This window comes from Hafnia paralvei ATCC 29927, from assembly GCF_001655005.1.
GTDB classification, from domain to species: domain Bacteria; phylum Pseudomonadota; class Gammaproteobacteria; order Enterobacterales; family Enterobacteriaceae; genus Hafnia; species Hafnia paralvei.
Genome location: NZ_LXET01000054.1, coordinates 235,694 through 257,837, shown reverse-complemented (window position 1 = coordinate 257,837; position 22,144 = coordinate 235,694). Strand labels below are relative to the sequence as shown.

Sequence of the window (22,144 nt, the reverse complement as noted above, 5' to 3'; positions counted from 1 at the left end):
GTATAAACCACGATAGCCTCCCCCTTAGCCTCTCTCGAAAAGGGAGGCTAAGGGACTAGAGACTTTACTTATAGCGTCTTCAATGAGGCAAACAATTCTGCCCATTCACTGTCTGCACGATAGAACACCGGAGGTTGCCCCATTGGCGCTGCAACAGTCACTTCACAACCACCTGCGTGTGGTTCGCCTGTCCACAGGTTTATCCAATTATCCTGTGGCAGATACAGTGACCAATCCGTGCGCCCTTCCTCATAAACCGGTGCCACCAGCAGATCGCGGCCAAACAAGTACTGATATTTCAGGCCATAAGTGTGAGCATCATCTTCATAGTGCAAAAATAGTGGTCGCATTACCGGTAAACCGGACTGCGAATTAAATTTAACCGCCTGTTTGATGTAGGGTTTGAGAGCAACAAAAATATGGCTCATTCGTGCAAACTGGCTAATGGTTTCTATATCATGATCAAACTGCCAATTATCGTCTGGGCGATTTCCTTCATGAGTACGCATTAACGGAGTGAAGGCGCAGAATTCACACCAGCGCATTAGCAATTCTTTATTACGCTTCATATCGAAAAGCGTGGTGTAACCACCGATATCGCTGTGATGTAAACCGTGCCCGGTCATCGCCAGCGATAAAGCAGCCGGAATAACCGATGCAAGACCATCGTCTAAGCTCCAATCAACGTTTTGATCACCGGCCCACATCATCACGGAATATTTCTGGCTATCGGTATATCCCGCGCGCATAAAGAACAGGATTTCGCCTAATTTGCCCGTTTCTACCAATGCGTCGTAGTTGCATTTTGCCCATAGCGCAGGCCACGCGTTATGCATAATTTCTGCATCAACGCCGTTATGTAATACGGTATCAGTAGGTAGATATTCACCAAAATCTGCCATCCAGCCATCAAGGCCAAATTCGATCAGATTCTTTTTAATCACATTCTTGTACCAGTCATAGGCTTCAGGCTTGGTGAGATCGACTACCCCCGCATAAAATTCACCGAACTCCACCTGATAATCTTCACCGTTGTAATCTTTGGTGAGATAACCTTTTTCAGCCGCTTCCGCATACAGTTCCTTCTCGATGGCAACGTACGGATTGATGTACCCCAAGAAACGCACGCCCTCTTTTTTCCACTGTGGAATACGCTTATCAAGCTCGGGATAAAGTTCGCTGTCCCAACGCCAGTTCCACATCAAACGTTTACCGAAGGAAGTCACGCGGCGACCTTCCCAGTCTTGAGCCCAAATACCGCTGACCTTTACGCCATGTTCACGCATGACATCCAGCTTTTTCTGACAAACCTCGGTGCCGCCCTGAATGCCCAAAATTACGCCGTCATAAACCCAGTCTGGCAATTCTGGCTGGCGTCCAAGCAGCGCAGTGAGTTTCTCCAGCAAAGTGATGTAGCTATCCGCACAGTCAAAATGCAGCACCGCTTCATCCTGCCAAATAGCCAGTTCATGATATTCAGGTGCGGAAAAATCAAAGTTCATGTAGCAACTGTTATCGAAATGGCAGAAGTATTTCTGGCTACTGACAAAGGTTGGCTGCGGGAAAAAGGTCCAGTAATAATCCCCTCCGGCGTTTTCTTTGCAATCGGCTTGCCAAGTTACATAGCTTTGCTTGTTACGCCCAACGCCCTGCTCGCTAGTCCATAAAGGGAATGGTTTGCCACGTAAATCAAAATAGGAGAATTGCTCACCGCAACCGTAAATATGATCCTGAGGTTCTGCGGCTAAACGCAGCCACATGCGATTATTTTCACTGTCGGCATTACTGAGCTTCATTTCAAGACGATCGTGGGCATCAATAGCAACGTTTAACGTTGCCTGAGCAACATCACCACGGCTAAAGCGAATGTCAAAACCCGCTGCCGTAGATGAAATCTCAGCATCAATCAGAGCCAGTTTTTCACCTAACCGATCTTTGATACTGAAATTACCACGGAACATATCGATATCAGCTTTGCCATGCCCAATCCATAAGCAAGGGCTCTCTGACGAGTGTTTAAGTAATACGCGATTCTGAAAAATAAGAGTAAAACCGTCATGTTGCTGCTGTAACTCAAGACCACTTTGCTGCGAAACCATGGTAGATCTCCATAAAGGATTGAGAATTCTAGACAAGCTGACCAATCCTTCTCTTCTTAGAGAAGGGGCTTATCCCAATTGAGAAAAAGAGCGCTTACTCGCTCAGTTCAACAACCTCAAGATTGAGCAACTGCGCCACTTTACGTAGCAGAGGACGGTGCTCGCCGTAGACCAGCGACGTGTGATGTTCCATTCCAGCGTCGATCAAACGCTTGCGATAAACATCGGCATCAACATCCAAGCGAGCGGTGCCAGCGGTCCCAGAGAAGGCCAACGGCGCTTTGATCATTTCACCACCGGCCAACATCAGGCGTAATTTCCCCTCGCCCTGTGTGATGCGACATAAGGTGATACGTCCAGGTTTGAGCGCAAACTCAGACAGCAGCGGTAACTTACGGTTAGAATGAATGGTGGCCTGAACGGGACCATCACGGTCGGCCATTTCGATAGGTGCCTGCCCACAGTGCCAGAACACAACGCTGTTATTTTGTGGGTCGATGTCTACCAAATCCGTGTTAAACGCAGCATTCCCAGATGCCCACTGAGCCATCAGTGAAGAAAGGACGCCGAACATATCGGCTTCACAGCCACACGGCACTTTGTCTTCATTCATCAGCGCTAGCGCACCACAGGCCGCACAGCCGTAATCGGTGAAAAAGTCTGGCCAGCAGCGCACTGCAATGCCGGAATAACCTTCACGCAAGGCTTTAGCTTGCAGGGCGGAATAGACTTTAAGGGTTTTACGCGTCGCGTCCTGATCCATTTCCCCGAGATTAGGGAAATCTTTTGCACGGCGTGCATAGGGGGCATCTGCCACGCTATCAGGTAGCGCTTTAACTTCATCAATAAATGACAACACCGGCTGACGGGCGACCTGAACACCGAAGTGCTGTTCAAGCTGTTGCTGGTTGTAGTTACAAGCGTCAAAACCCAATGGGTGCTCGCCAATAACCATCACCTTGGTCTGCTTGAAGCGACGTACGATTGCCGCCGCCTGTGCTAGTTGTTGCAATTCATTTATCGCACTCGCATCATCTGGCGCACCGTGAATCGTTTGAACCTTGATTCCTTCACGGCTGAGGGCATGACAAGCCAGATTCACGCCACAAAATGAATTTAGACGCAGACGCCCACCGGTACGCGCTTCCGGAAACGACCACATCGCGGTTGGAACTGGGAAATCGCGGATCACTTCGGTGGTTAACGAAGCATCGGTGAACGTCACCTGTAAAATCAGCAGCAGATCAAGATCGGCCTGCTTCAGCGCGGGTAATGCCTTCAGCGCTGACTCAACATCGAACTGCAGCTCCGGCTCCCCCACCAGCTCGAGATCCATCAATGCCAGTGAATGCCACGCCTGCTGTAACATTTCCTGGGCATAGGGCACATCAAAGGTATTACGTCCTAACGCTAAAACGCCGACTTTTGCTTTATTTGACATGATGTTGCTTCCAGTAATTAATTTATTTAAGCAATAACGCGAAAACGATGCTCGGTGCGGCTGGCATATGTTTGCCCTGGGCGCAAAACAACGTTGCTAAAATGAGGAAAATGAATGCTGTCTGGGAATGCTTGTGTCTCAAGGCAAATCCCGGAGAATGCCTGATAACGGTGCCCTTCTTTCCCATTCCAAACCTTGTTAGAAAGCTTGAATGCATTGTAGAACTGCACACCTGGTAGCGTGGTATGTACCTCCATAACACGACCACTGTGTGGGCAAATCATCGTGGCTGCCGGATGTAAGTCAGTGTCGGTTGGCTTCAAGACATAATTCATATCGAAGTCCTGTGCCGCACGCTGTTGCATCGCATCCCCTAAGCGACGAGCATTGCGAAAATCAAACGCCGTACCGGCAACTCGAACAATCTCTCCTGTCGGCAACATGGTGGATTCATCGACCGGCGTCATGAAGTCGGCATCGATTTTGAGCTGTTGATCGTGGATAAGGTGAGTATGGCCGCGTAGGTTGTAGTGGCTATGGTTCACCAGATTCACCAGCGTCGGTTTATCCGTTTGCGCTTCAAACTCGAACGTCACCACGTTGTCATCAGTAAGACCGATGCGATGACACACCGTGAGATTTCCCGGATAGCCTTCTTCTCCATCCACGGAGGTACGGCTAAAAATCACACCGTCGCCATCTTCCTGCGCTTGCCAGACATACTTATCAAAACCACGGATACCACCGTGCAAATGCTGTCCAGTCGGCGCTTCATTGGTAGCAAGCAGATACTCTTGCCCGTCAATTTTGAAACGTCCCCCAGCAATGCGGTTGGCGCATCGTCCGGCAATAGCACCAAAAAATGGATGACCCGCCTGATAAGAAGCCAAATCATCAAACCCCATCACCACGTCTTCTGATTTTCCATCTCGGTTGGGAGCCCAGAGCTGAGTCACAATACATCCATAATCCGTGACACACAGGCGCATACCTTGGCTATTGCTTAATGTGAAAAGAGAAACGGTTTGCCCTAGGTGTTCGCCAAAATGCTGGCGTTGAATGGTCGTCATGTTCTTAATCCTTTAATGAATATTCAGAATTGCAACGCTTTGCCATTGCTGCCAAATAAGCGGATTTTTTCGATTACTTTTTCTTTCATCACGTCACGTCCATGACCCAGAGAGACAGCCAGCGCATACTCTTCAGGATCGTTGGTTAATACTTCGCAAAGCCCTTGGGTAAAGGCCTGACGCAGCTCAGTATCGACGTTGACTTTGGCAACACCTAATGCAATAGCTTGGCGAATTTGATCGTCAGGAACGCCTGAGCCACCATGTAACACAATCGGTTTTTTCACGATTTCACGAATTTCTTGCAGGCGTCCAAATGCGAGTTTAGGCTCCTGTTTGTAGACGCCATGCGCGGTGCCGATAGAGACCGCTAAATAATCCACATCAGTCCCTTCGGAGAAACGCAGTGCCTCATCGCAGCTCGTGATTAGCGCATCTTTTTCATCCACGGAAATATCATCTTCGGTGCCACCAATTTTGCCAATTTCACCTTCCATGCCGATGTTTAGCGCATGGGCAACCTCCGATGCCGCACGGGTAATACGGACGTTCTCCTCAAAGGACAAATGAGAACCATCGAACATGACCGACTGGAAACCACACTGGATTGCCTGCATGGTTTGCTCAAAACTGCGGCTATGATCCAAATGGATACAAACTGGCACCGTGATATCGTGCATAAAAGCATCGATGATCTCTTTCATCGGTTTTAGCCCCATCACGCTAATCACTTTTTGTCCGACCTGAATCATGACCGGTGATTGTTCTTCCTGTGCCGCCAGTAAAATGGCACGCACCGTTTCTGCGTTGTGAGCGCTAAATGCGCCAATGGCATAGCCGTGTTTCCACGCCTGTTGGATCATGGTTTTACCGGATACATAAGGCATTTTCTTCTCCCTTTTGAGCTGAGCATCAGCCCCTTAATTATTTGAAAATAAACGAATTACGATTATTTTTTCAGGCCTGATGCTGCTCGCACCTGTTCCAGAATAGCGGTCCAATCCTGACGGCCTCTCCCGCTGGCTCTCGCTTGGCTATAAACCTCACGTGAAGCGGCCCCCATTGGCATCGAGACATGCAGTTGATTCGCGACATCAAGCGCGATCCCCAGATCTTTGTGAGCCAAATCGATCATGAAAGCAGGTGTGAGATCTCCCTTAAGTACCTTATTTGGCCATGACGTAGTGAAGTGGCCTTTGCCTGCTGGTGTGCCACTCATCACCTTCAGCGCCACATCAAACGATAGCCCTAGCGCCTCACACAGCACCGCGGCTTCGGCAGAAAGTGCATTCAAAGCGATGCTCATATAGTTGTTTATTAACTTGACGCGAATCCCCATCCCTGGCCCACCAGCGTTGATCAGCTCAGAACCCATCCCCATCAATACTGGAGTTGCATACTCCACCTGCTCTGAAGTACCACCGGCCAGAATCAGCAAGGTACCTGCGATTGCGTGATCTGAGGTGCGTCCAACGGGGGCATCCATCATGCTGAAACCGCGATCCTTCATCTCAGCAATCAATTTGTCCGTTTGCAGCGGATGAATGGTGGACATATCAATCACCAATGCCGATGGTAAAAGCGTGGTGCAGATACCCTCAGCACCGAATAACACCTCTCGCACCAAATCGCCGTTTGGCAGCATGGTGATAACGAACTCCACGTTCTGCGCTGCATCCGCTGGGCTATGACATGCCCGCGCACCTTTGCCTACTAACTGCACCATCGCTTGAGTACTGATATCAAACACACTTAGCTGATGCCCCTGCTTAAGCAGGTTATTGGCCATAGGCAGCCCCATTTGTCCTAACCCGATAAAAGCGATCTTTGCCATTTCACTCTCCTGTCATTCAATGTCACTTTGAGTTCATTGATGGAATATTTTGTCTGTTTTTGATCGTATTTGTAATTTATGGTCAAAAAATTGACAGCCATCACTCTTTTAACATTTGGGAGAATTAAAATAGCGGCATCGTGATCGAAGGCTGGTTTTACTGATAATCAGTGATGGATCGTGCAACCTCCCAATCCAACGCTTCTCGTCAGAGAGAGCCGTGCAAAGATAAATAAGTTCGGAATGCACCGGGGTGCGGAAAGGGAATTAACACTTTAGAGGAATAAGTCATGACTCGAATTGCATGCGTAGGAATTGCAGTACTGGACAGGTTGTATTACGTCGACAAATTACCTACAGGTGGTGGGAAATACGTAGCTCATGATTATCGAGAAATAGGAGGTGGCCCAGCAGCAACGGCGGCTGTCGCAGCGGCACGACTGGGCGCTAACGTTGATTTTATAGGCCGTGTCGGTGACGACGCGACGGGAGATACACTACTCAATGAACTTGAGTCTTACGGTGTAAACACAGCGTTCACTCAGCGTTATTCGCAGGCCAGATCGTCTCAGTCAGCCATCTTGGTTGATGCTTATGGAGAGCGTATCATCATCAATCATCCAAGCCCTGACTTGCCTAATGATGCCCAGTGGCTAACGGCAATAGACTTCAGCCAATACGATATGGTTCTTGCCGATGTGCGCTGGCATCAGGGCACGTTGACGGCTTTCACGCTGGCAAAACAAGCGGGAGTTGCCACCTTACTCGATGCAGATGTCACACCGCAGGATATCCGCCCACTGGTGGCGTTAGCAGACCACGCAGCATTTTCTGAGCCCGGATTACAACGCATGACAGGCGAAAATGATATCCAACGCGCATTGCAGATGGCAGAAAATGACACAAATGCTCAAGTTTATGTCACTCAAGGTAAGAAAGGATGTTTTTGGCTGCAGCACGGGCAGTTGCAGCATCAGGCGGGATTTCACGTTGAAGTCGTCGATACCACTGGCGCTGGCGATGTTTTCCACGGAGCACTCGCCGTGGCGCTAGGCCGTCAACCAGATATTGCTGCCTCAGTACGCTATGCTAACGCCGTGGCGGCACTCAAATGTACCCAACCAGGTGGGCGAGCTGGCATCCCTGATTGTGATCAAACTGACTCTTTCCTCACTCGTTTTGTATAAAATGATCAACAACATGACCCATTGAAGAGAAATAAACATGAGTCTGACCGAATTAACGGGTAATCCACGCCACGATCAGTTGATCCAATTGATCGCTCAGCGTGGATATATGAACATTGATGAACTGGCACAACTTTTAGATGTTTCAACGCAAACCGTACGTAGAGACATTCGCAAGCTCAGCGATCAGGGACTGATCTCACGTCATCATGGTGGCGCGGGACGTGCTTCAAGCGTGGTAAACACCGCCTTTGAGCAACGAGAGATCTCTTATACCAATGAAAAAATGGCGATAGCCGAGGCCATCGCCGACTATATTCCCGATCGCTCCACGGTATTTATCACCATTGGCACGACCGTAGAGCATATCGCTCGTGCCCTGATGAACCACAGCCATTTACGCATTATCACTAACAGTCTGCGAGTCGCGCATATTCTGTATAAAAATACGGAGTTCGAAGTGATGGTTCCCGGCGGTACTCTGCGACCTCATAACGGCGGCATTATTGGCCCGAGTGCCGTCTCCTTTGTGGAAGGATTTCGCGCCGACTATCTGATTACCAGCATGGGAGCCATAGAAGCGGATGGTAGCCTGTTAGATTTTGATGTGAACGAAACCACCGTAGTCAAAGCAATGATGGCGCATTCACGGCATATTTTACTTGCAGCCGACCATACCAAGTTCCATGCATCTGCGGCGGTGGAAATCGGCAATGTGGGGAAAGCGACCGCCTTATTTACAGACGATGAACCTCCTGCTGCGCTCAGTGCTTTGCTGCAACAACAGCAAGTAGAATTAGTCGTTACCTCCTCAGCTCAACAGGAGCCAACGCTTTAAATCTGCTAGCAATTCTTATTTAAGCTACGCTTATGTGCAGATTAATCCAAAAATGTGCGTCGGCACTTGCCCGACGTTCATTATCTCCCTAGAGTTACGCCACTTTAATGCTTATCTGACAGGATTTTTGGGTACAACGCATTGGCTAAAACTATCCAACGAGAACACTATCTAGATTATATCCGCGCCACGCTCATGTTGTTGGGGATACCTTTCCACGTTTCACTGGTCTATTCGGCTCACCATTGGGTGGTCAACAGCATGCCAGAAAGCCTGCCATTAAGTTTGTTTAATGACTTCATTCATGCATTCCGCATGCAGGTGTTTTTTGTCATTTCCGGCTATTTTTCTTGCATGCTGTACCAGCGCTATCCGTTGAAAAAGTGGCTGAATGTTCGCCTGACCCGACTGCTCATTCCGATGGCCACGGCGATGGTTCTTATCACGCTGCCACAGTTTTGGTTCATCTTGCATCACACCACCGGGATCAGTGATTGGGCGCAAGCCGACCTGTGGCAAAAGGCTAACATCTGCGTGTGGTATTTAGTTTCGCATCTATGGTTTTTGCTTACGCTAAGCCTGCTGACAGTGATAAGCGCCCCGCTGCTCAACGCCATCGTCAATCGTGCGCTATGGAGCAAAGTCTCCACTGGGGCATTGTTACCGATTTTTATTGCTCTTGGCGTCGGTTTTGCCCTGCTACATAAGCTTTCTGCAACGTTAATGCCGACAGTTACAGGCTCTGCACTGTTTAACTTTTTAGTGGTTAATACGCTGATGTACTTCCCGTTTTACCTGCTCGGTGCAGTGGCGTTTGTCCATATCAAACATAAAGAAAATATCACTCGAGTGTCATTCATTGACGGTCTGATTGCTGCGGCATCGGTCGGGCTGTATTTGCTCAATGAAAATACTCAGGTATTTGCGCCGCTACAGCTCAGCGTGCAGTTTTGCCTGATATTCATCATTGGTCTCACCATGACAAAGGTCGTGTTAACTCTGGGACATCGACTGCTGAATAGGGAATCGCGTGGGGTGACGTACTTCGTGGGAGCATCGCTGTTTATCTATCTGGTACACCACCCACTCACGATTATCTACGGAAGCCTGATGGAGAATGTACATCCCCAACCTCTGCTTGGCTTCGCTGTTGGCGTCACGCTGGTGGTGTTGGGCTCGCTGATGCTATATGAAATCCACCGGCGCGTACCGCTGCTGCGCTACCTGTTTTCAGGTAAGCCGCAGAAACCCGTCGTGAATTCAGTGAAATGATTAATTTGCCAGCCAAACGGCTGGCAAATTATTTTTGTCGATTACGCCTTTGGCAGCTCTTTCAACAGAGCCTGACGCTGAGAATCCAGCGTGGTAATACGACTGCATACGTCTTTGCCGAAAGATTTGAAATCATCTTCCTGCTTGCTCCACTCGGAGCGAATCGCCTGCTGTAAACCACCTAGGTTGCCCATGATGGCCTGCAGAGGGTTATCAGACTTAGTCGCATTTGCCGCCTGTTTCAGCCCCATCTCATTGATGCTGTCTTGTAAGACACCACCCATGGTCTGGTTAACGAGATTCTGGCCTTCCTGCTCGACTTTAGAAATAGCCTGATGGTGGAAGGTATACCCATCGCTGCGTTTTTCTAGAATACGCTGCATCTGCTCTTTTAGCTGAGAATCCAGTTTGGTCAATCGATTACGAATGTTGCTATCGCTGCCAACCTGTTCAACGATAACTTTATCCAGAGAAACGCGCGCTTTTTCCAAACGAGTCTGCGCTCCTTCATCGATCCATGGGAAATCCTTGCGGATCCCCGATTGCAGATTCACTGCCTGCTGTTGCGCTTTGGTGCTCAGCGTAACGGCTTTGCCATCGCGGGTCATATTACCGTTTTTATCGATAGTCAGGTTGCCACTCGCACCTACGATTTGTACCTGCTGAGGATTAACAATGATGTCATCCTGCGGCTTAACATTACATTCCCATGCCGCCTGAGCCTGCCACGCGGTCAACATCAGTAGAGATAATCCTAATTTACGAATCATGCGTTCTTTGTCTCCTAAAAAATCGAGCGGCCAATGCGCTGCGCAAGAATTTCAAGCGCAGCGGTTCCCGCCAGTGAGTTGCCAGAGGCATCCAGTTCAGGGCACCAAACTGCAATACTCATTTCATGGGGGACAACGGCAATAATTCCGCCGCCCACGCCTGACTTGCCGGGCATCCCGACACGATAGGCAAATTCGCCAGCACCATCATACATGCCACTGGTAACCATCATGGCATTAATCTGGCGGTTCTGCCGCTCATTGATGAGTGGCTCCTCCAACGCAGGCGAATGCCCGTTGTTGGCAAGATAGACAAAAGTGCGCGCCAATTCCATACAACTCATTCTTAAAGCACAGTAATGGAAATAAGTTTGCAGCACCGTTATCACGTCATTATCAAAGTTGCCGAACGATTTCATCAGATAGGCGATCGCCGCATTACGGTCTGAATGTTCGAACTCGGAGCGTGCCACCCGGGCGTCGTACACAATATCCGGCTCGCCAGACAAGGCGCGCACCACCTCTAGCATTCTCTGCTTGGGCGCGCTCAGACGCGACTGCAACATATCGCACACCACCAATGCGCCAGCATTGATAAACGGGTTACGTGGCTTACCTTGCTCCAACTCCAACTGTAGTAGGGAGTTAAAGGGTTGCCCCGATGGCTCTTTCCCGACTCGAGCCCAGATATCCGACTCAGCATAACGGCTAAGCGCCACGGTTAAACTCAATACCTTTGAGATCGACTGGATCGAAAAACGCTCATTGGCGTCCCCCGCCTGATAAGTTTCACCGTCCACGGTGCAAACAGCAATCCCCAGTTTATCGGCCGGTACTTCAGCCAATGCTGGAATGTAATCCGCAACTTTGCCCTGCCCAATTAAAGGGCGTACCTGAGCCAGAATATCTTCCAGCAATTGATTACTCAGCTTAGTTGCCACACAGTGCTCCAAAACAAATCAGAATTACGCTTATTACGGGGCGGGAGGATAAAACAATTGCGACAAGACGGAAAGGCGTTGAAGAGGGATAAAGGGGTTTAGGACTCGTCTCCCCGAAAAAAAACCCGCCGAAGCGGGTTTTTTATTAAACATACTTTTAGACGTTTTCTAGGCGTAAATCCTAGAGGAAACGCTCTTAGAAGTAGTAGTTAACACCAGCGGTGAAATCGTGGGTAGCCACTTTAACTTTGGAAGCTTGTGCAGTTGCATCGCCAGCGTCCAGGTATTTGTAGCCCAGATCCAGATCCAGGTGGTTGTTGATAGCGTAAGAAACACCAGTACCAACGCTCCACGCGAAGTTGTCACCGTTACCAGAGTGGCTTGCGCCATCCTGAGTGTTTTTCAGGTTTACGTTAGCGTAACCGATACCAGCACTGATGTATGGAGTGAAAGCAGTGTCGGTATTGATGTCGTAGTAACCGTTCAGCATAGCGGTCTGCAGACGTACACGGTTGTGAGTACGAGTGTTGTCAGCTTTGATGAAGTGATCGGTATCAGTAGTATCACGGAATGAATAATCTAATTCTGCACGGATTGGCAGGTTAAATTCATTCTGGAAGTTATAACCGAATACCAGACCAGCGGTGCCTGCTTGTTTGGTGTCACGTGGAACGCTGCTACCAGTTGCAGATTTCTGACCGTGAATTTGCTCTAAGCTGGTACCCAATTTAGCACCGGCATAATAACCAGTGTTGTCTGAGTTTGCAGCGAAAGCGGAAGCTGAAGTTGCTAAGCCGATAATAACGGCCAGGCTAGTTAATTTTTTCATGATAGATTCCAACTTAATAAGTATTTTACTTGTGAAACTATATCATCATGTGACATTAATCACAAAAATGAAGACGCTAGATAATAATAGCGATCCCTGTACGAAAATTGAATTATTTTTTTATCAATGAAATCAATGGATAGTGTTTTTTGTACTAGTTTGTTTAGTTTGTGTTTAAAAAAAACGCACTTTTGGTAGGAATATTCCGATTTATTGCGTTTACAAGCGATTGATATTTATACGCTGTAATTTCAATGCGGACTTAAAATAAATATCTTTTATTCTTTAGCGTAATGAGTAAATTTTTGTATAGAAATGACGTCGAATGATTTACTTATTTTTAAATTTAGGAAAATGACTATAGAGAATAATTTTTTTATTTATTGAGAATAAAAATACAGAAAATAAGATTTTATATAAATATATATGCGACTAAGCAATCGATTCCATAAGAAATAAATCATGATGAATAGTGATATAATTCATGAAGATACAAACTGTGATGATGGTCACATTGCTCTTGAAGGTAACGCACAATCTATGCACTAAAGTAGCGGAATACCCCTGCGCCAAAAACGATTCAAATGGGTGAGAAAATGAGAGACTTAAACCTCTCAGCATCGGTGGATGCTACGCCATGATTGCTATTTAAGAGCGTTGGGCAGAGTAGATCTTGCCTAGGATGGATAAAGTAAAGCAGTTATACGCGGGGTGATTGACCAAGTATTTACCATTTTAGCCACTTTTTTGACCGTTTGATTTGCAACATAAGCCTTAAAGTAGCCGCTGTAGTCAGGCGTCTATCAAAAGGTCCTTTTCGTGGCAAAACAATTATTACGCAGCGGCAGCTTAGATGATTTTCTCGCATTGGGTGAAAACGGCCAGCCCGTTTACGCTTCAGCTTTGCAGCTCAGAGAAACTCTGCGACTGCGCCATCAACAGACTATCGCTGATAGCCTCGCGATCCCTCAGCCAAATGAACGGGGCGATCGGATAGATTGGTATGCGCCAATCGCGGGAAAAGTCACATCTTGGATAGCAGCCAGCGATGAAGAACGCGCCTCAGCGTTGCGCCAGCTAGAGCATTGCCAGCAAACGGCCAACACCCTCAGCCTTAAAGCCCAAAACTCAGATAAACCTGCTCTGCGCTTGTTTGGTATTTTGCTTGCTAAGGCGATGCAGTTTCCTGGCTCCAACCATGTTTTCTTAGTTGATGGTAAACCGGTATTAACATTCTGGGGATTCGTTAATCTCGATAAAAAATCTCGCACCGATGCCTTTGATTGCTTACGTGCAGCCAGCGCTGACACCGTGCCAGAAAAACTGGCTATCACCGAATTACCAACAAAGCCCCCTATTACCGTTCCTTCTGTTGCGCTTGCAAACACGGCCTCCCAACAAACATCTACCGTTGACGATTCTTTGGACATAAGTCCCACCTCCATTGATGCTCAAACAACGCGTCCTCGCCGTGACTGGCGTCAACTTTGGTGGTTGCCTCTAGCGTTGATCGCTTTAGGGATCTTATTTGTCCAGATACGAGCTAAAGGAGATGTGGCAGCGGCCAAACCTTCCGAGCCAGAGGTTAAAACAGCCGTCGTGGCTACAAAACCTGCTCTCGCGACCAAAACCTTAGTGACGACCACGCATTTACCCGTCGCTCACGTGACCTCGCCAGAGCCTGCGCCAGCAGCTCCGATAGAGAAAAAGCCAGAGATAAAGGTGGAGGAAACACCGGTGACAGCCGCTGCGCCTAATGCGTTAGTGATGCCCGCAGAGGCGGTAAAAATGGGCTCAACGCGTTTCATGAATGGGAAATGGCGCGCCAGTTTAGACATCAAAACGCCACGAACCGGCAAACCACCAAGTTTGGTGTATCAAATAAAAAACAGCAAAGGCACGGTGAAAATCACCCACGGTGACGGGATTAGCTGTAGTGCGAATGTCACCACCGGCCTCATGAGCTCAGGAAGTTTAGTGGTTGATAGCAGAATTAAAGCGAAATGCAGCGATGGTTCACGTTACAAGATTCCACAGCTTATCTGCAAAGCAGGTGAGAACGACGTAGCCGAATGTAAAGGGCGCTATGACGCCGACACTCTTTTGCCAATGAATATGACGCGCATTGGCAAATCGTCTCAGTAAATAATGGGTGAATAAACCATGTTAGCCACAATTTCCGATTATAAACATCAGGTTGCACTCATTCAGAACAGCGGCATCCAGTTTTTAGACTTTGCCTTAAAGCCCAATTTTTCCTCTGAGCTACCGGGAAAGTTTGTTCGCCAAACCGCAAATGGCCCATTGCTACGTTTACTGCACAATGCTGAAACTGACACCTATTGGCTGCCTGCTCCTGCAGGGGCTCAGCCGGAGCGAGTAAAACCCGAGTCGAGTATTCCTCTAGAGCATTCTCTGCGGCTACTCAATAAAATCTGGTTGCCGCTGCCATTTTTCCGATTCAATCCGCCGCGTACTTTCTTAGGGGGGCCAGACAATTGGGCACGAATGCAGATTTTAGCGTTAGATGAACCCGATCGTGATGGCAATACCTATCGCCTGTGCATGGCGTTTGATACGGCGGTTTATGCCGATATTCACAATGCAGAATCGCTCGCGCCAAGTGAAAATGATGTGAAAACCGGCGCTGGATTTGCATTGGCATATCGCAGTGAAGAACTGGGCGAATTTCTGGATCTTACTTGGGTGGATGGTTGGCTGCGTGAAGTGTTCATTCAGCAGGTTACGCAGCAGGAAGATCGTCATTCGGTCGGTATCCAAACCGCGCTACGCGAGTTTGAGTATCAGGCGCACTACCTGAATTTACTGCATTTATTGGGTCATCAGTTGAATGTGCCAACGATTAAAATGAATACCAATACGCTGCAAGAACCGACTGTGCATGTCGATCTAATTATGGATGTTGGTAACTCCCACACCTGTGGAATTTTGGTTGAAGATCATCTCGATGAGCATAATGGGCTAAAGCAGACCTACGAGCTACAGCTACGTGACATGAGCCAGCCGCATTACGTGTATAACGAACTGTTCGACAGTCGAGTTGAGTTTGCACAGGCTGAATTTGGCAAGCGTAATTTCTCTGTTGAAAGTGGACGTGAACAAGCATTTATTTGGCCATCGATCGTGCGTGTCGGTCGAGAGGCCAGCCGTATGGCGCTACAGAGGGTGGGAACGGAAGGATCGACTGGGCTTTCCAGTCCGCGTCGCTACCTGTGGGATGAAGAGCAGTACATGCATGGTTGGCGTTTTAATTCACTGGAGCAAACGCAGCAAGAGACGTTAGCAACCGCGCTGCCGCTGACTTTCCTGATCAATGACGAAGGCCAGCCGCTATACGAACAGCCTTTAGATGAGCGTCTCCCTGTCTTTTCCGCGCACTACAGCCGTAGTTCGCTGATGACGTTCATGCTTTCTGAATTGTTGGCACAGGCGTTGATGCAGATAAACAGCGTCGCCCAGCGTTTAAAAATGACGCACTCAGCGGCTCCGCGCCAGCTACGCAGTATTATCCTGACGTTGCCTTCTGCAATGCCGAAACCAGAGCGCGAAATCTTCCGTCGGCGCATGGTTCAGGCTATCGGTCTGGTATGGAAAAGCATGGGCTGGCATCCCGCTGACGATGACTTTACCCATGAAAACGATCGCGTAAAAAGCACGGTTCCCGTTCCTGATGTTCAGATGGAGTGGGATGAGGCCACCTGTGGACAGATGGTTTATCTCTATAACGAAACACAGGTTAACTTTGGCGGGCGCACTGAAGAATTCTTTGCCAGTCAGGCTCGCGCCGATCGTGAGCTGGCTGAAGGGGAAACCGTGGGCAAAACATTACGTATCGCGTCAATCGATATTGGTGGCGGCACAACAGATTTGGCGATCACACAGTATCGTTTAGATGATGGAGCAGGAAGCAATGTCAAAATAACGCCACGGCTGTTATTCCGTGAAGGTTTTAAACTGGCAGGAGATGACATTTTGTTAGATGTCATTCGTCTATATGTATTGCCAGCGTTGCAGACTGCATGCAGGAAAGCGGGCGTGATAGATGCAGATGAGCGGATGGCGAAACTGTTTGGCGGTGAAGGTATATCCGTGCTGCGACAGCAAGCTACCTTGCAGCTCTTTAGTCCTATCGGGCGCGCTATTCTGGAGCGTTATGAAGGCTACGATCCTCTCGATAGCGGCGCTGAGATTGATACTACCTTTGGCGAACTGTTAAGCCAGCAGCCAACGGATACCGTACTGAACTATATCAATAATGATGTGCAACGGGCCCAGCCTACCGACGCCGCTCCATTCGATGTTTTACAGGTGCCGCTCATTCTGAAACTAAGTAAGCTACATGCTGAGTTTCTTTCTCCGCGCATGCGTATTACGCAAAACCTGCGTTCGTTATGCGAAGTGGTCGCGCTGTATTCCTGCGATGTATTACTACTGACCGGTAGACCGTCGCGATTTCCTGGTATTCAGGCATTGTTCCGTCATCTTCAACCGCTGCCAATCAACCGAATTTTGCCGCTTGAAGGTTATCACACCAGCGAGTGGTATCCATTTAACAAACGTGGACGCATAGATAATCCGAAGTCAACGGCGGCCGTTGGCGCCATGATTTGCCTGTTAGCGGTGAATTTACGCTTAGCGAGTTTTAACTGTAAGGCCGGTGATTTTCAGCCATATTCAACGGTGCGTTATTTGGGCATGCTTGATAACCATCAAGCATTAATGAGCAACGATGTGTGCTACAGCGATATCGATCTTGATGATCCCAAATTTGTGCTGCCAAGCGACAACGTTTTTCAGATGCGCGGTCCGTTATGCCTTGGATTTCGTCAATTAGATAACGATCGTTGGCCTGCTTCACCGCTGTATCGGTTATCCATTACTGACCAGCAACTGGCGCGCAAAGTCGCTGGCGAAAGTGTGTTGTATGTGAAGCTCGCCGTGGTAGCGATGAACGATGAGCAAGGCCCTGAGTGCTTTGCCCTTTCTGATGTAAAACTTGATGATGGCAGTTCGGTACCTTTGCACCATTTAAAACTGCAATTAAATACCTTATCGGATAGCGCCCATTATTGGATCGACAGTGGGAGCGTATTTAGCTAATGAAATCATTGAATGCAAAGCAGATAAATAGCCAGTTACAGACGATTGCGCATAGCGTGACTCAGGCAATTGATTGGGTGGATAACGCGCGCGAACACTCACCTCGGTTGAATATCGAAGCAGATAGCCTGCGAGTAAAACTTTATCGCTGTCATCATCAGCTCACGGCTTTACAGAGTTCGCCACAAAGCCCGCCAAGTATTGGTTTTTGGGGGCTGTCTCAGGCGGGTAAATCACATTTGATCCACGCGCTAGTTGCAAATGAAAATGGGCGGTTAGAAATCTATTTGGCGGGGCGCACGCTGGACTTTCTCACTCATATCAACCCCGGAAATCTGGATTGCGGTATCGTCACTCGATTCTCTCGCCGCAGGGGTATAGATAATCATGATTACCCTGTTGAGCTGGCGTTGTTGAAAGAATATGAAATCGCCAAAATGCTGGTTGATGCGTTTATCAATGATTTCTCATCAGAGTTTGACTATCAAGAACTGGATGAAGGTGTTATCGACGAGCATTTAGCGGCTCTCTCAACGTTGCGTCAGCCGGACATTGTGGCGGGATTGAGCGAATATGATGTTGTCGCGCTGTGGGATGCGGTAAATCGCCGCATTGGCTCACGTGGCAAACGGATGAACCGTGATTTTTGGCCATCGGCGGTAAGGCTTGCGCCGTATTTGAGCGTAGATCATCGCGCCCGATTGTTCTCACTGCTGTGGAATGGCGTAGACGAACTGACGTCGGCCTATGCCAGCTTTAGCCATATTTTACAGCGTTTATCCTGTGCGGAGAAAGTCGCGGTTCCGTTAAGCGTTCTGGTGGATGATATGCAGCTGCCAGCCGAAGGGATATTGAGCCCTGAAGTGCTGGAAAATGCCAACTCGCCGCTTGATTTTAGCGTACAGGTTTGTCCACTCATCAACCGCAAAACAGCGAAACCAGTAGAACTTTCCATTGCTGAACTGGCGCTGCTGACATTTGAAATCACGCTGCCTTTAGCTGGCGCAGCTCGGGAACCACTATTTCAGCAGACTGACGTGCTGGATTTTCCCGGCATTGGTCGCTCTCTGGAAAGAGAATATGAACCTTCATCCTCACTGAACGGCATTTTGCAACGAGCTAAAACACAGGGTTTATTAGAACGCTATGCTGATAACCAACAGCTTGGTGCATTAATGGTATGTACCGCGGTCGGTGAAAAAACCACGACGCAGTCAGTGGGCAAAATTCTGGCTCATTGGACAAAAAGCACGTTAGGAGATACAGAGCAGCGTAAACCTACGTTGATTTGGGCGCTTACGCCGTTTGACCTGCGCGTAACCCAGAATAAGAGCTACGACGACGCCGTTCAGCGATATGTGGGTTTGCCAGGTGAGAGCTGGGGGTCGATGCTAGTGACCGATAAAAGCGGTGTTCGTCGCATGGTGGATTATTTAGCTACGGAGGTGAACAGCGAGACTACTCTGAGACGTCTGAATCTGAGGTTAGAATCGCTGCGGCGTGAGCTGGCTGATCATCTGTTAGGCAACTGGTTAGCGCTGGATGAGGAAGAAGAGGAAAAAGAGAAACTTCGAATATCCCAGACGTTGCTTAAGGCGCTACAAAACCGAACCGGAGTACATGGTGAGCTACTCGAACGCTTATTACCCACTCGGGATGAACTGCGTAGACTGTATCTACAGCTAAATAATCAGGCGAACTGTGCCGTTGTTTCGGGGAACCACAGCGATAGCGTATTGCCAATTATGCATGGCGATCCGTTTGGCATTGAGATGAATATCGATTTGGTCGCTGACTTTGTTCCTGAGACTGATTTCGTAACATCAGAAGCGCAAACCGAGGCCAATTTTGCCAATCAAGCTTATCAATATTGGATTAACCATCTGCGCAATTTGGCGGAGAATGAATCGTTACTAGCCTTGCTGGGTCTGGGTAAATCAGAGTTAGAACTACTGTCACAAGAGTTGATAACGGCCAGTGTGCGTATGCATATTGCCTCGACTTTATCACAAGCGTTGTCAGGGATTGAGAATGAAGGCACAAGGGTAGATATGCTGGTGGATCGTCAGGTTTCACGCGTATTAAGCGTGCTAGGCGATTTTGTCGCATGGTTAGGCTTCCAGCAAATACCCGAATCATTGCGGCCTGATAGCCGTGTAAACCGTGGACAAAAGCTCTTTGCGAAACCACCTGCGATGAAAACGGCGAGCTGGGGAGACTCTTTGCGTTTAACTAAGCTTTCAGTCATGCCATCTAATAATACGGGATTCTATATTTACGATTGGCTGGTGGGCTTAAGTGAAGTGATTATCCAAAATAAAGGTTATTCTTCAGCACATGAGCTTAGCCAGCACCAGCAACAGCAACAGCAGATAAAAAATATTGTCGCTTCTATTGCTGATTAAGACGTGGCCTCTTATGAGGCCGCTCTCTCTTAGATAGGATCGCAAACAGGGTATGTCTACGTTGCTCAGTCAGGACAACCCGTTGTTATCAAGTGGTATTCGATCACGTCGTTAAACATACTCATCGAGATATTGTGTCGCTATTTTTACTTGCTGGATAGAATAATACCGCTATATTCTCTTGGACTTACACTTCAACCTCTATAATCCACCTTTTGTTTATGTTTGGTTGAGTTCGTATAGCTCAAACTTAGGGTTACTTCGATCTCAGCTTCCCCCGCCTATCAGATCTGCCACAGGGAGCCATCTGCAGCTGGGTTATATAACTATTATTAATTTGTTGGGGCCAATATGAGCTTTTTCAAAAAATGGCGGCACCAGAGCAGCTTATGGCGTTCTCTGAACAGCGGGTATGATGCTGTTAAACTTGGTTGCCGTATTGCCGCATTACCGACGTTTAAATATATTAAATATAAAAAAATGTGCCGTGATTATTATAGTTCGCAGTTATTGAATCATGTGACTAATACGATCGCACATCCTTTTATCAAACGTCCGGTCAATAAATACCTCAACCGTACTTGGTCTGGTAAACAGAAACTGAGAACGGCGATGTCTACGCTCAATATGATTGAGAATAGCTTTTCACATCAGGCTCTTGAGAAAATTTATTCTCCGACGAACGAAGGAATTGTGCTGGCTGATATTGAGCTTAAAAGCGGAGACTTCGCTCAGCTTAAGCTCATGCGTTCTAAGTTCACGCGTGAAGGCGATTTAGGTCTATATCTGTTTAATGAACAGCAGCAGGAAGTATACGGCTTAACGTTTTCATTCGGTGATAAAGGCGAGCTATTTGTAAGTGGATTACAGGGTCCTGCTTCGGAAAATGCAGCTGAACTAGTTAAAAGCATGACCAAGCTGATGCATGGCATGCGACCAAAGAATTTACTTATCTCTGCGCTGTATGCGATCGCTCAATCACTGGGTGTTTCATCAATTGTTGGCATATCTAATAAAGCACATATTAAAAGCCAGCGTTTAAAATCCAGTTATGATAGCTTCTGGCTGGAGTGTGGCGGCGAGATAGATAGGGAAGGATGGTTCTATTTACCCAAAAGTGAACCAGAGCGTGATATTGAAACGGTGAAGAGCCAGCACCGCTCCGCTTTCCGCAAACGTGAAGCTCTGCGTGGACAAACCACAGATTCAGTAGCTCGCTGTTTAGCTAGCCATGCCGTAGGACAATCGGCGGTTACAGTGCCTCCCGAAGCGGTATTTAGTGAGCAGTCTTAGTGCGCTAAGTTTTCCCCATGATAGATTCATATCAAACCCGCCAATGGCGGGTTTTTCTTTATCTAGAGAAATTGAATAAGTGCCGTTCTGTATGTCCTGTGTCAGGTTTGAATATCTTAGTTTCTTAAATAATCAGCATTCATTCTAAAACTGATTATTTAATCACGTAGGCCAGGTATCTCATTTATTAGTCACAGGGATTTTTCATATTTGAACGAGGGTACAGAGCAATCAATGATCCTGTGAATCTAGAAAAATTGTACTCGGAGAAGGCATCAGAAAGGATTGGTGTGTTTAAAAGCAAAAAACCCGCCATAGGCGGGTTTTTCTAAATAGTGGTGCCCGGACTCGGAATCGAACCAAGGACACGGGGATTTTCAATCCCCTGCTCTACCGACTGAGCTATCCGGGCAACGGGGCGTATTAAACTGGATCTGTGCGGTGGCGTCAACGTAATTTCTTCAATAGTTTGCTCAGTTGCCTAATGTTTCGTCGTTTTTAGTTGTTTTGCATGAAATGTGCGCCATGTCAGAGGACGTTTTGCTTTTTCTCTTTAAAAATTGGCTGGTCAGGGGGGGTGTTTGTTTACTTAGATACTAAAAAGCCCTGCGTGAGTTGATAAAAGATGACATTTAAGGCTGACATAAAATTACGTGGGATATTTTTCAGCTGGCTGCAGAGGTGGAAACTATATGGCACGAGAGAACATGGAACTAAATTTTATATATTAGAATCCTATTTTGATTCTTTTATGTGTGTAGCGAGTAAATACATCTGATGTAGAGAGCTAATATTGATGTCGGTTTACTTTTTTTGACGATAGGTTTTTTAGTTATTTTTGTTTTTTAACAATAGGTTAGGTGCTAATTTGACCCTGTTGCTCGACGATTTTTTATCCTTTTGTAATGAATTTAAATACTTAACGATAGGCTGTAAATTATTTATACCTCGAGATGTCATGCTTATTTTACAAAAAATGCCTTTAATTCCAGTGCGTTGACAGCCATCGTTGGCGATATATAACCTTGATTTCGTTGATTGCGA

The 22,144-nt window shown here is 47.6% G+C and carries 15 protein-coding genes and 1 tRNA gene; 7 read left to right on the top strand and 9 right to left on the bottom strand.

The genetic code is table 11. The annotated features are described in order from the left end of the window. Nucleotides 1–68: 68 nt before the first annotated feature. From M988_RS18390 to yihU, 5 genes are all read right to left on the bottom strand, one after another. Nucleotides 69–2,099 (bottom strand): alpha-glucosidase, encoded by a 2,031-nt coding sequence (locus M988_RS18390; RefSeq protein WP_064575228.1) that lies wholly within the window; start codon nt 2,097–2,099, stop codon nt 69–71. A 94-nt stretch (nt 2,100–2,193) separates the two neighbouring features. After that, the gene (locus tag M988_RS18385) at nt 2,194–3,540 is read right to left on the bottom strand and encodes an L-fucose/L-arabinose isomerase family protein (RefSeq protein WP_064575226.1); all 1,347 of its coding nucleotides are present in this window, start codon (nt 3,538–3,540) and stop codon (nt 2,194–2,196) included. A gap of 26 nt (nt 3,541–3,566) precedes the next feature. Then, a complete protein-coding gene (locus M988_RS18380; RefSeq protein WP_004093390.1) occupies nt 3,567–4,610 on the bottom strand; it encodes an aldose epimerase family protein in 1,044 nt (347 codons plus the stop codon). A 23-nt stretch (nt 4,611–4,633) separates the two neighbouring features. Beyond that, nucleotides 4,634–5,497 carry a class II fructose-bisphosphate aldolase gene (locus tag M988_RS18375; RefSeq protein WP_008814762.1) on the bottom strand — a complete coding sequence of 288 codons (864 nt, stop codon included), beginning with the start codon at nt 5,495–5,497 and terminating at the stop codon, nt 4,634–4,636. A 62-nt stretch (nt 5,498–5,559) separates the two neighbouring features. Next, nucleotides 5,560–6,444: a sulfolactaldehyde 3-reductase gene (yihU, locus tag M988_RS18370; protein ID WP_039187773.1), complete on the bottom strand. Its 885-nt coding sequence runs from the start codon at nt 6,442–6,444 to the stop codon at nt 5,560–5,562. A 290-nt stretch (nt 6,445–6,734) separates the two neighbouring features. Between yihU and M988_RS18365 the strand changes: the two genes are divergently transcribed. The 3 genes from M988_RS18365 to mdoC all read left to right on the top strand — a co-directional run bounded on the left by M988_RS18365 (nt 6,735) and on the right by mdoC (nt 9,741). Next, entirely contained in the window at nt 6,735–7,631 is an 897-nt protein-coding gene (locus M988_RS18365) for a sugar kinase (protein ID WP_008814760.1), read from the top strand. A gap of 37 nt (nt 7,632–7,668) precedes the next feature. After that, nucleotides 7,669–8,469, top strand: coding sequence for a DeoR/GlpR family DNA-binding transcription regulator (locus M988_RS18360; protein ID WP_004093409.1), 801 nt, complete (start codon nt 7,669–7,671; stop codon nt 8,467–8,469). A gap of 141 nt (nt 8,470–8,610) precedes the next feature. Next, a complete protein-coding gene (mdoC, locus tag M988_RS18355) occupies nt 8,611–9,741 on the top strand; it encodes a glucans biosynthesis protein MdoC (RefSeq protein ID WP_074388461.1) in 1,131 nt (376 codons plus the stop codon). Between the two features lie 41 nt (nt 9,742–9,782). On the opposite strand, the gene M988_RS18350 is transcribed toward mdoC, so the two are convergent. The 3 genes from M988_RS18350 to M988_RS18340 all read right to left on the bottom strand — a co-directional run bounded on the left by M988_RS18350 (nt 9,783) and on the right by M988_RS18340 (nt 12,281). Beyond that, the gene (locus tag M988_RS18350) at nt 9,783–10,511 is read right to left on the bottom strand and encodes a YggN family protein (protein WP_008814758.1); all 729 of its coding nucleotides are present in this window, start codon (nt 10,509–10,511) and stop codon (nt 9,783–9,785) included. A gap of 14 nt (nt 10,512–10,525) precedes the next feature. Further along, nucleotides 10,526–11,452: a glutaminase B gene (gene glsB / locus M988_RS18345; RefSeq protein ID WP_008814757.1), complete on the bottom strand. Its 927-nt coding sequence runs from the start codon at nt 11,450–11,452 to the stop codon at nt 10,526–10,528. Between the two features lie 196 nt (nt 11,453–11,648). Beyond that, nucleotides 11,649–12,281, bottom strand: coding sequence for an outer membrane protein (locus M988_RS18340; protein ID WP_039187770.1), 633 nt, complete (start codon nt 12,279–12,281; stop codon nt 11,649–11,651). Between the two features lie 819 nt (nt 12,282–13,100). On the opposite strand from M988_RS18340, the gene M988_RS18335 reads away from it, so the two are divergent. The 4 genes from M988_RS18335 to M988_RS18320 all read left to right on the top strand — a co-directional run bounded on the left by M988_RS18335 (nt 13,101) and on the right by M988_RS18320 (nt 21,100). Beyond that, on the top strand, nt 13,101–14,426 hold the full coding sequence (locus M988_RS18335) for an SrfA family protein (RefSeq protein ID WP_064575224.1): 1,326 nt from the start codon (nt 13,101–13,103) through the stop codon (nt 14,424–14,426). 18 nt (nt 14,427–14,444) lie between these two features. Then, nucleotides 14,445–17,402, top strand: a complete 2,958-nt coding sequence (locus M988_RS18330; protein ID WP_064575222.1) for a virulence factor SrfB — start codon at nt 14,445–14,447, stop codon at nt 17,400–17,402. After that, nucleotides 17,402–19,807, top strand: a complete 2,406-nt coding sequence (locus tag M988_RS18325) for a virulence factor SrfC family protein (protein WP_064575220.1) — start codon at nt 17,402–17,404, stop codon at nt 19,805–19,807. Before M988_RS18330 ends, M988_RS18325 begins: the two co-directional genes overlap by 1 nt. Before the next feature lie 351 nt (nt 19,808–20,158). Further along, complete coding sequence (locus M988_RS18320; RefSeq protein ID WP_061059295.1) at nt 20,159–21,100, top strand: VirK/YbjX family protein; 942 nt, start codon at nt 20,159–20,161, stop codon at nt 21,098–21,100. A 336-nt stretch (nt 21,101–21,436) separates the two neighbouring features. Here the strand turns inward: M988_RS18320 and M988_RS18315 are convergent. Next, a tRNA-Phe gene (locus tag M988_RS18315) sits at nt 21,437–21,512 on the bottom strand. Nucleotides 21,513–22,144: the final 632 nt, after the last annotated feature.

Coding starts and splice junctions, on each gene's coding strand:
- M988_RS18390 (WP_064575228.1), bottom strand. CDS start 2,099: ATGGTTTCGCAGCAAAGTGGTCTTGAGTTACAGCAGCAACATGACGGT.
- M988_RS18385 (WP_064575226.1), bottom strand. CDS start 3,540: ATGTCAAATAAAGCAAAAGTCGGCGTTTTAGCGTTAGGACGTAATACC.
- M988_RS18380 (WP_004093390.1), bottom strand. CDS start 4,610: ATGACGACCATTCAACGCCAGCATTTTGGCGAACACCTAGGGCAAACC.
- M988_RS18375 (WP_008814762.1), bottom strand. CDS start 5,497: ATGCCTTATGTATCCGGTAAAACCATGATCCAACAGGCGTGGAAACAC.
- yihU (WP_039187773.1), bottom strand. CDS start 6,444: ATGGCAAAGATCGCTTTTATCGGGTTAGGACAAATGGGGCTGCCTATG.
- M988_RS18365 (WP_008814760.1), top strand. CDS start 6,735: ATGACTCGAATTGCATGCGTAGGAATTGCAGTACTGGACAGGTTGTAT.
- M988_RS18360 (WP_004093409.1), top strand. CDS start 7,669: ATGAGTCTGACCGAATTAACGGGTAATCCACGCCACGATCAGTTGATC.
- M988_RS18350 (WP_008814758.1), bottom strand. CDS start 10,511: ATGATTCGTAAATTAGGATTATCTCTACTGATGTTGACCGCGTGGCAG.
- M988_RS18340 (WP_039187770.1), bottom strand. CDS start 12,281: ATGAAAAAATTAACTAGCCTGGCCGTTATTATCGGCTTAGCAACTTCA.
- M988_RS18330 (WP_064575222.1), top strand. CDS start 14,445: ATGTTAGCCACAATTTCCGATTATAAACATCAGGTTGCACTCATTCAG.
- M988_RS18325 (WP_064575220.1), top strand. CDS start 17,402: ATGAAATCATTGAATGCAAAGCAGATAAATAGCCAGTTACAGACGATT.
- M988_RS18320 (WP_061059295.1), top strand. CDS start 20,159: ATGAGCTTTTTCAAAAAATGGCGGCACCAGAGCAGCTTATGGCGTTCT.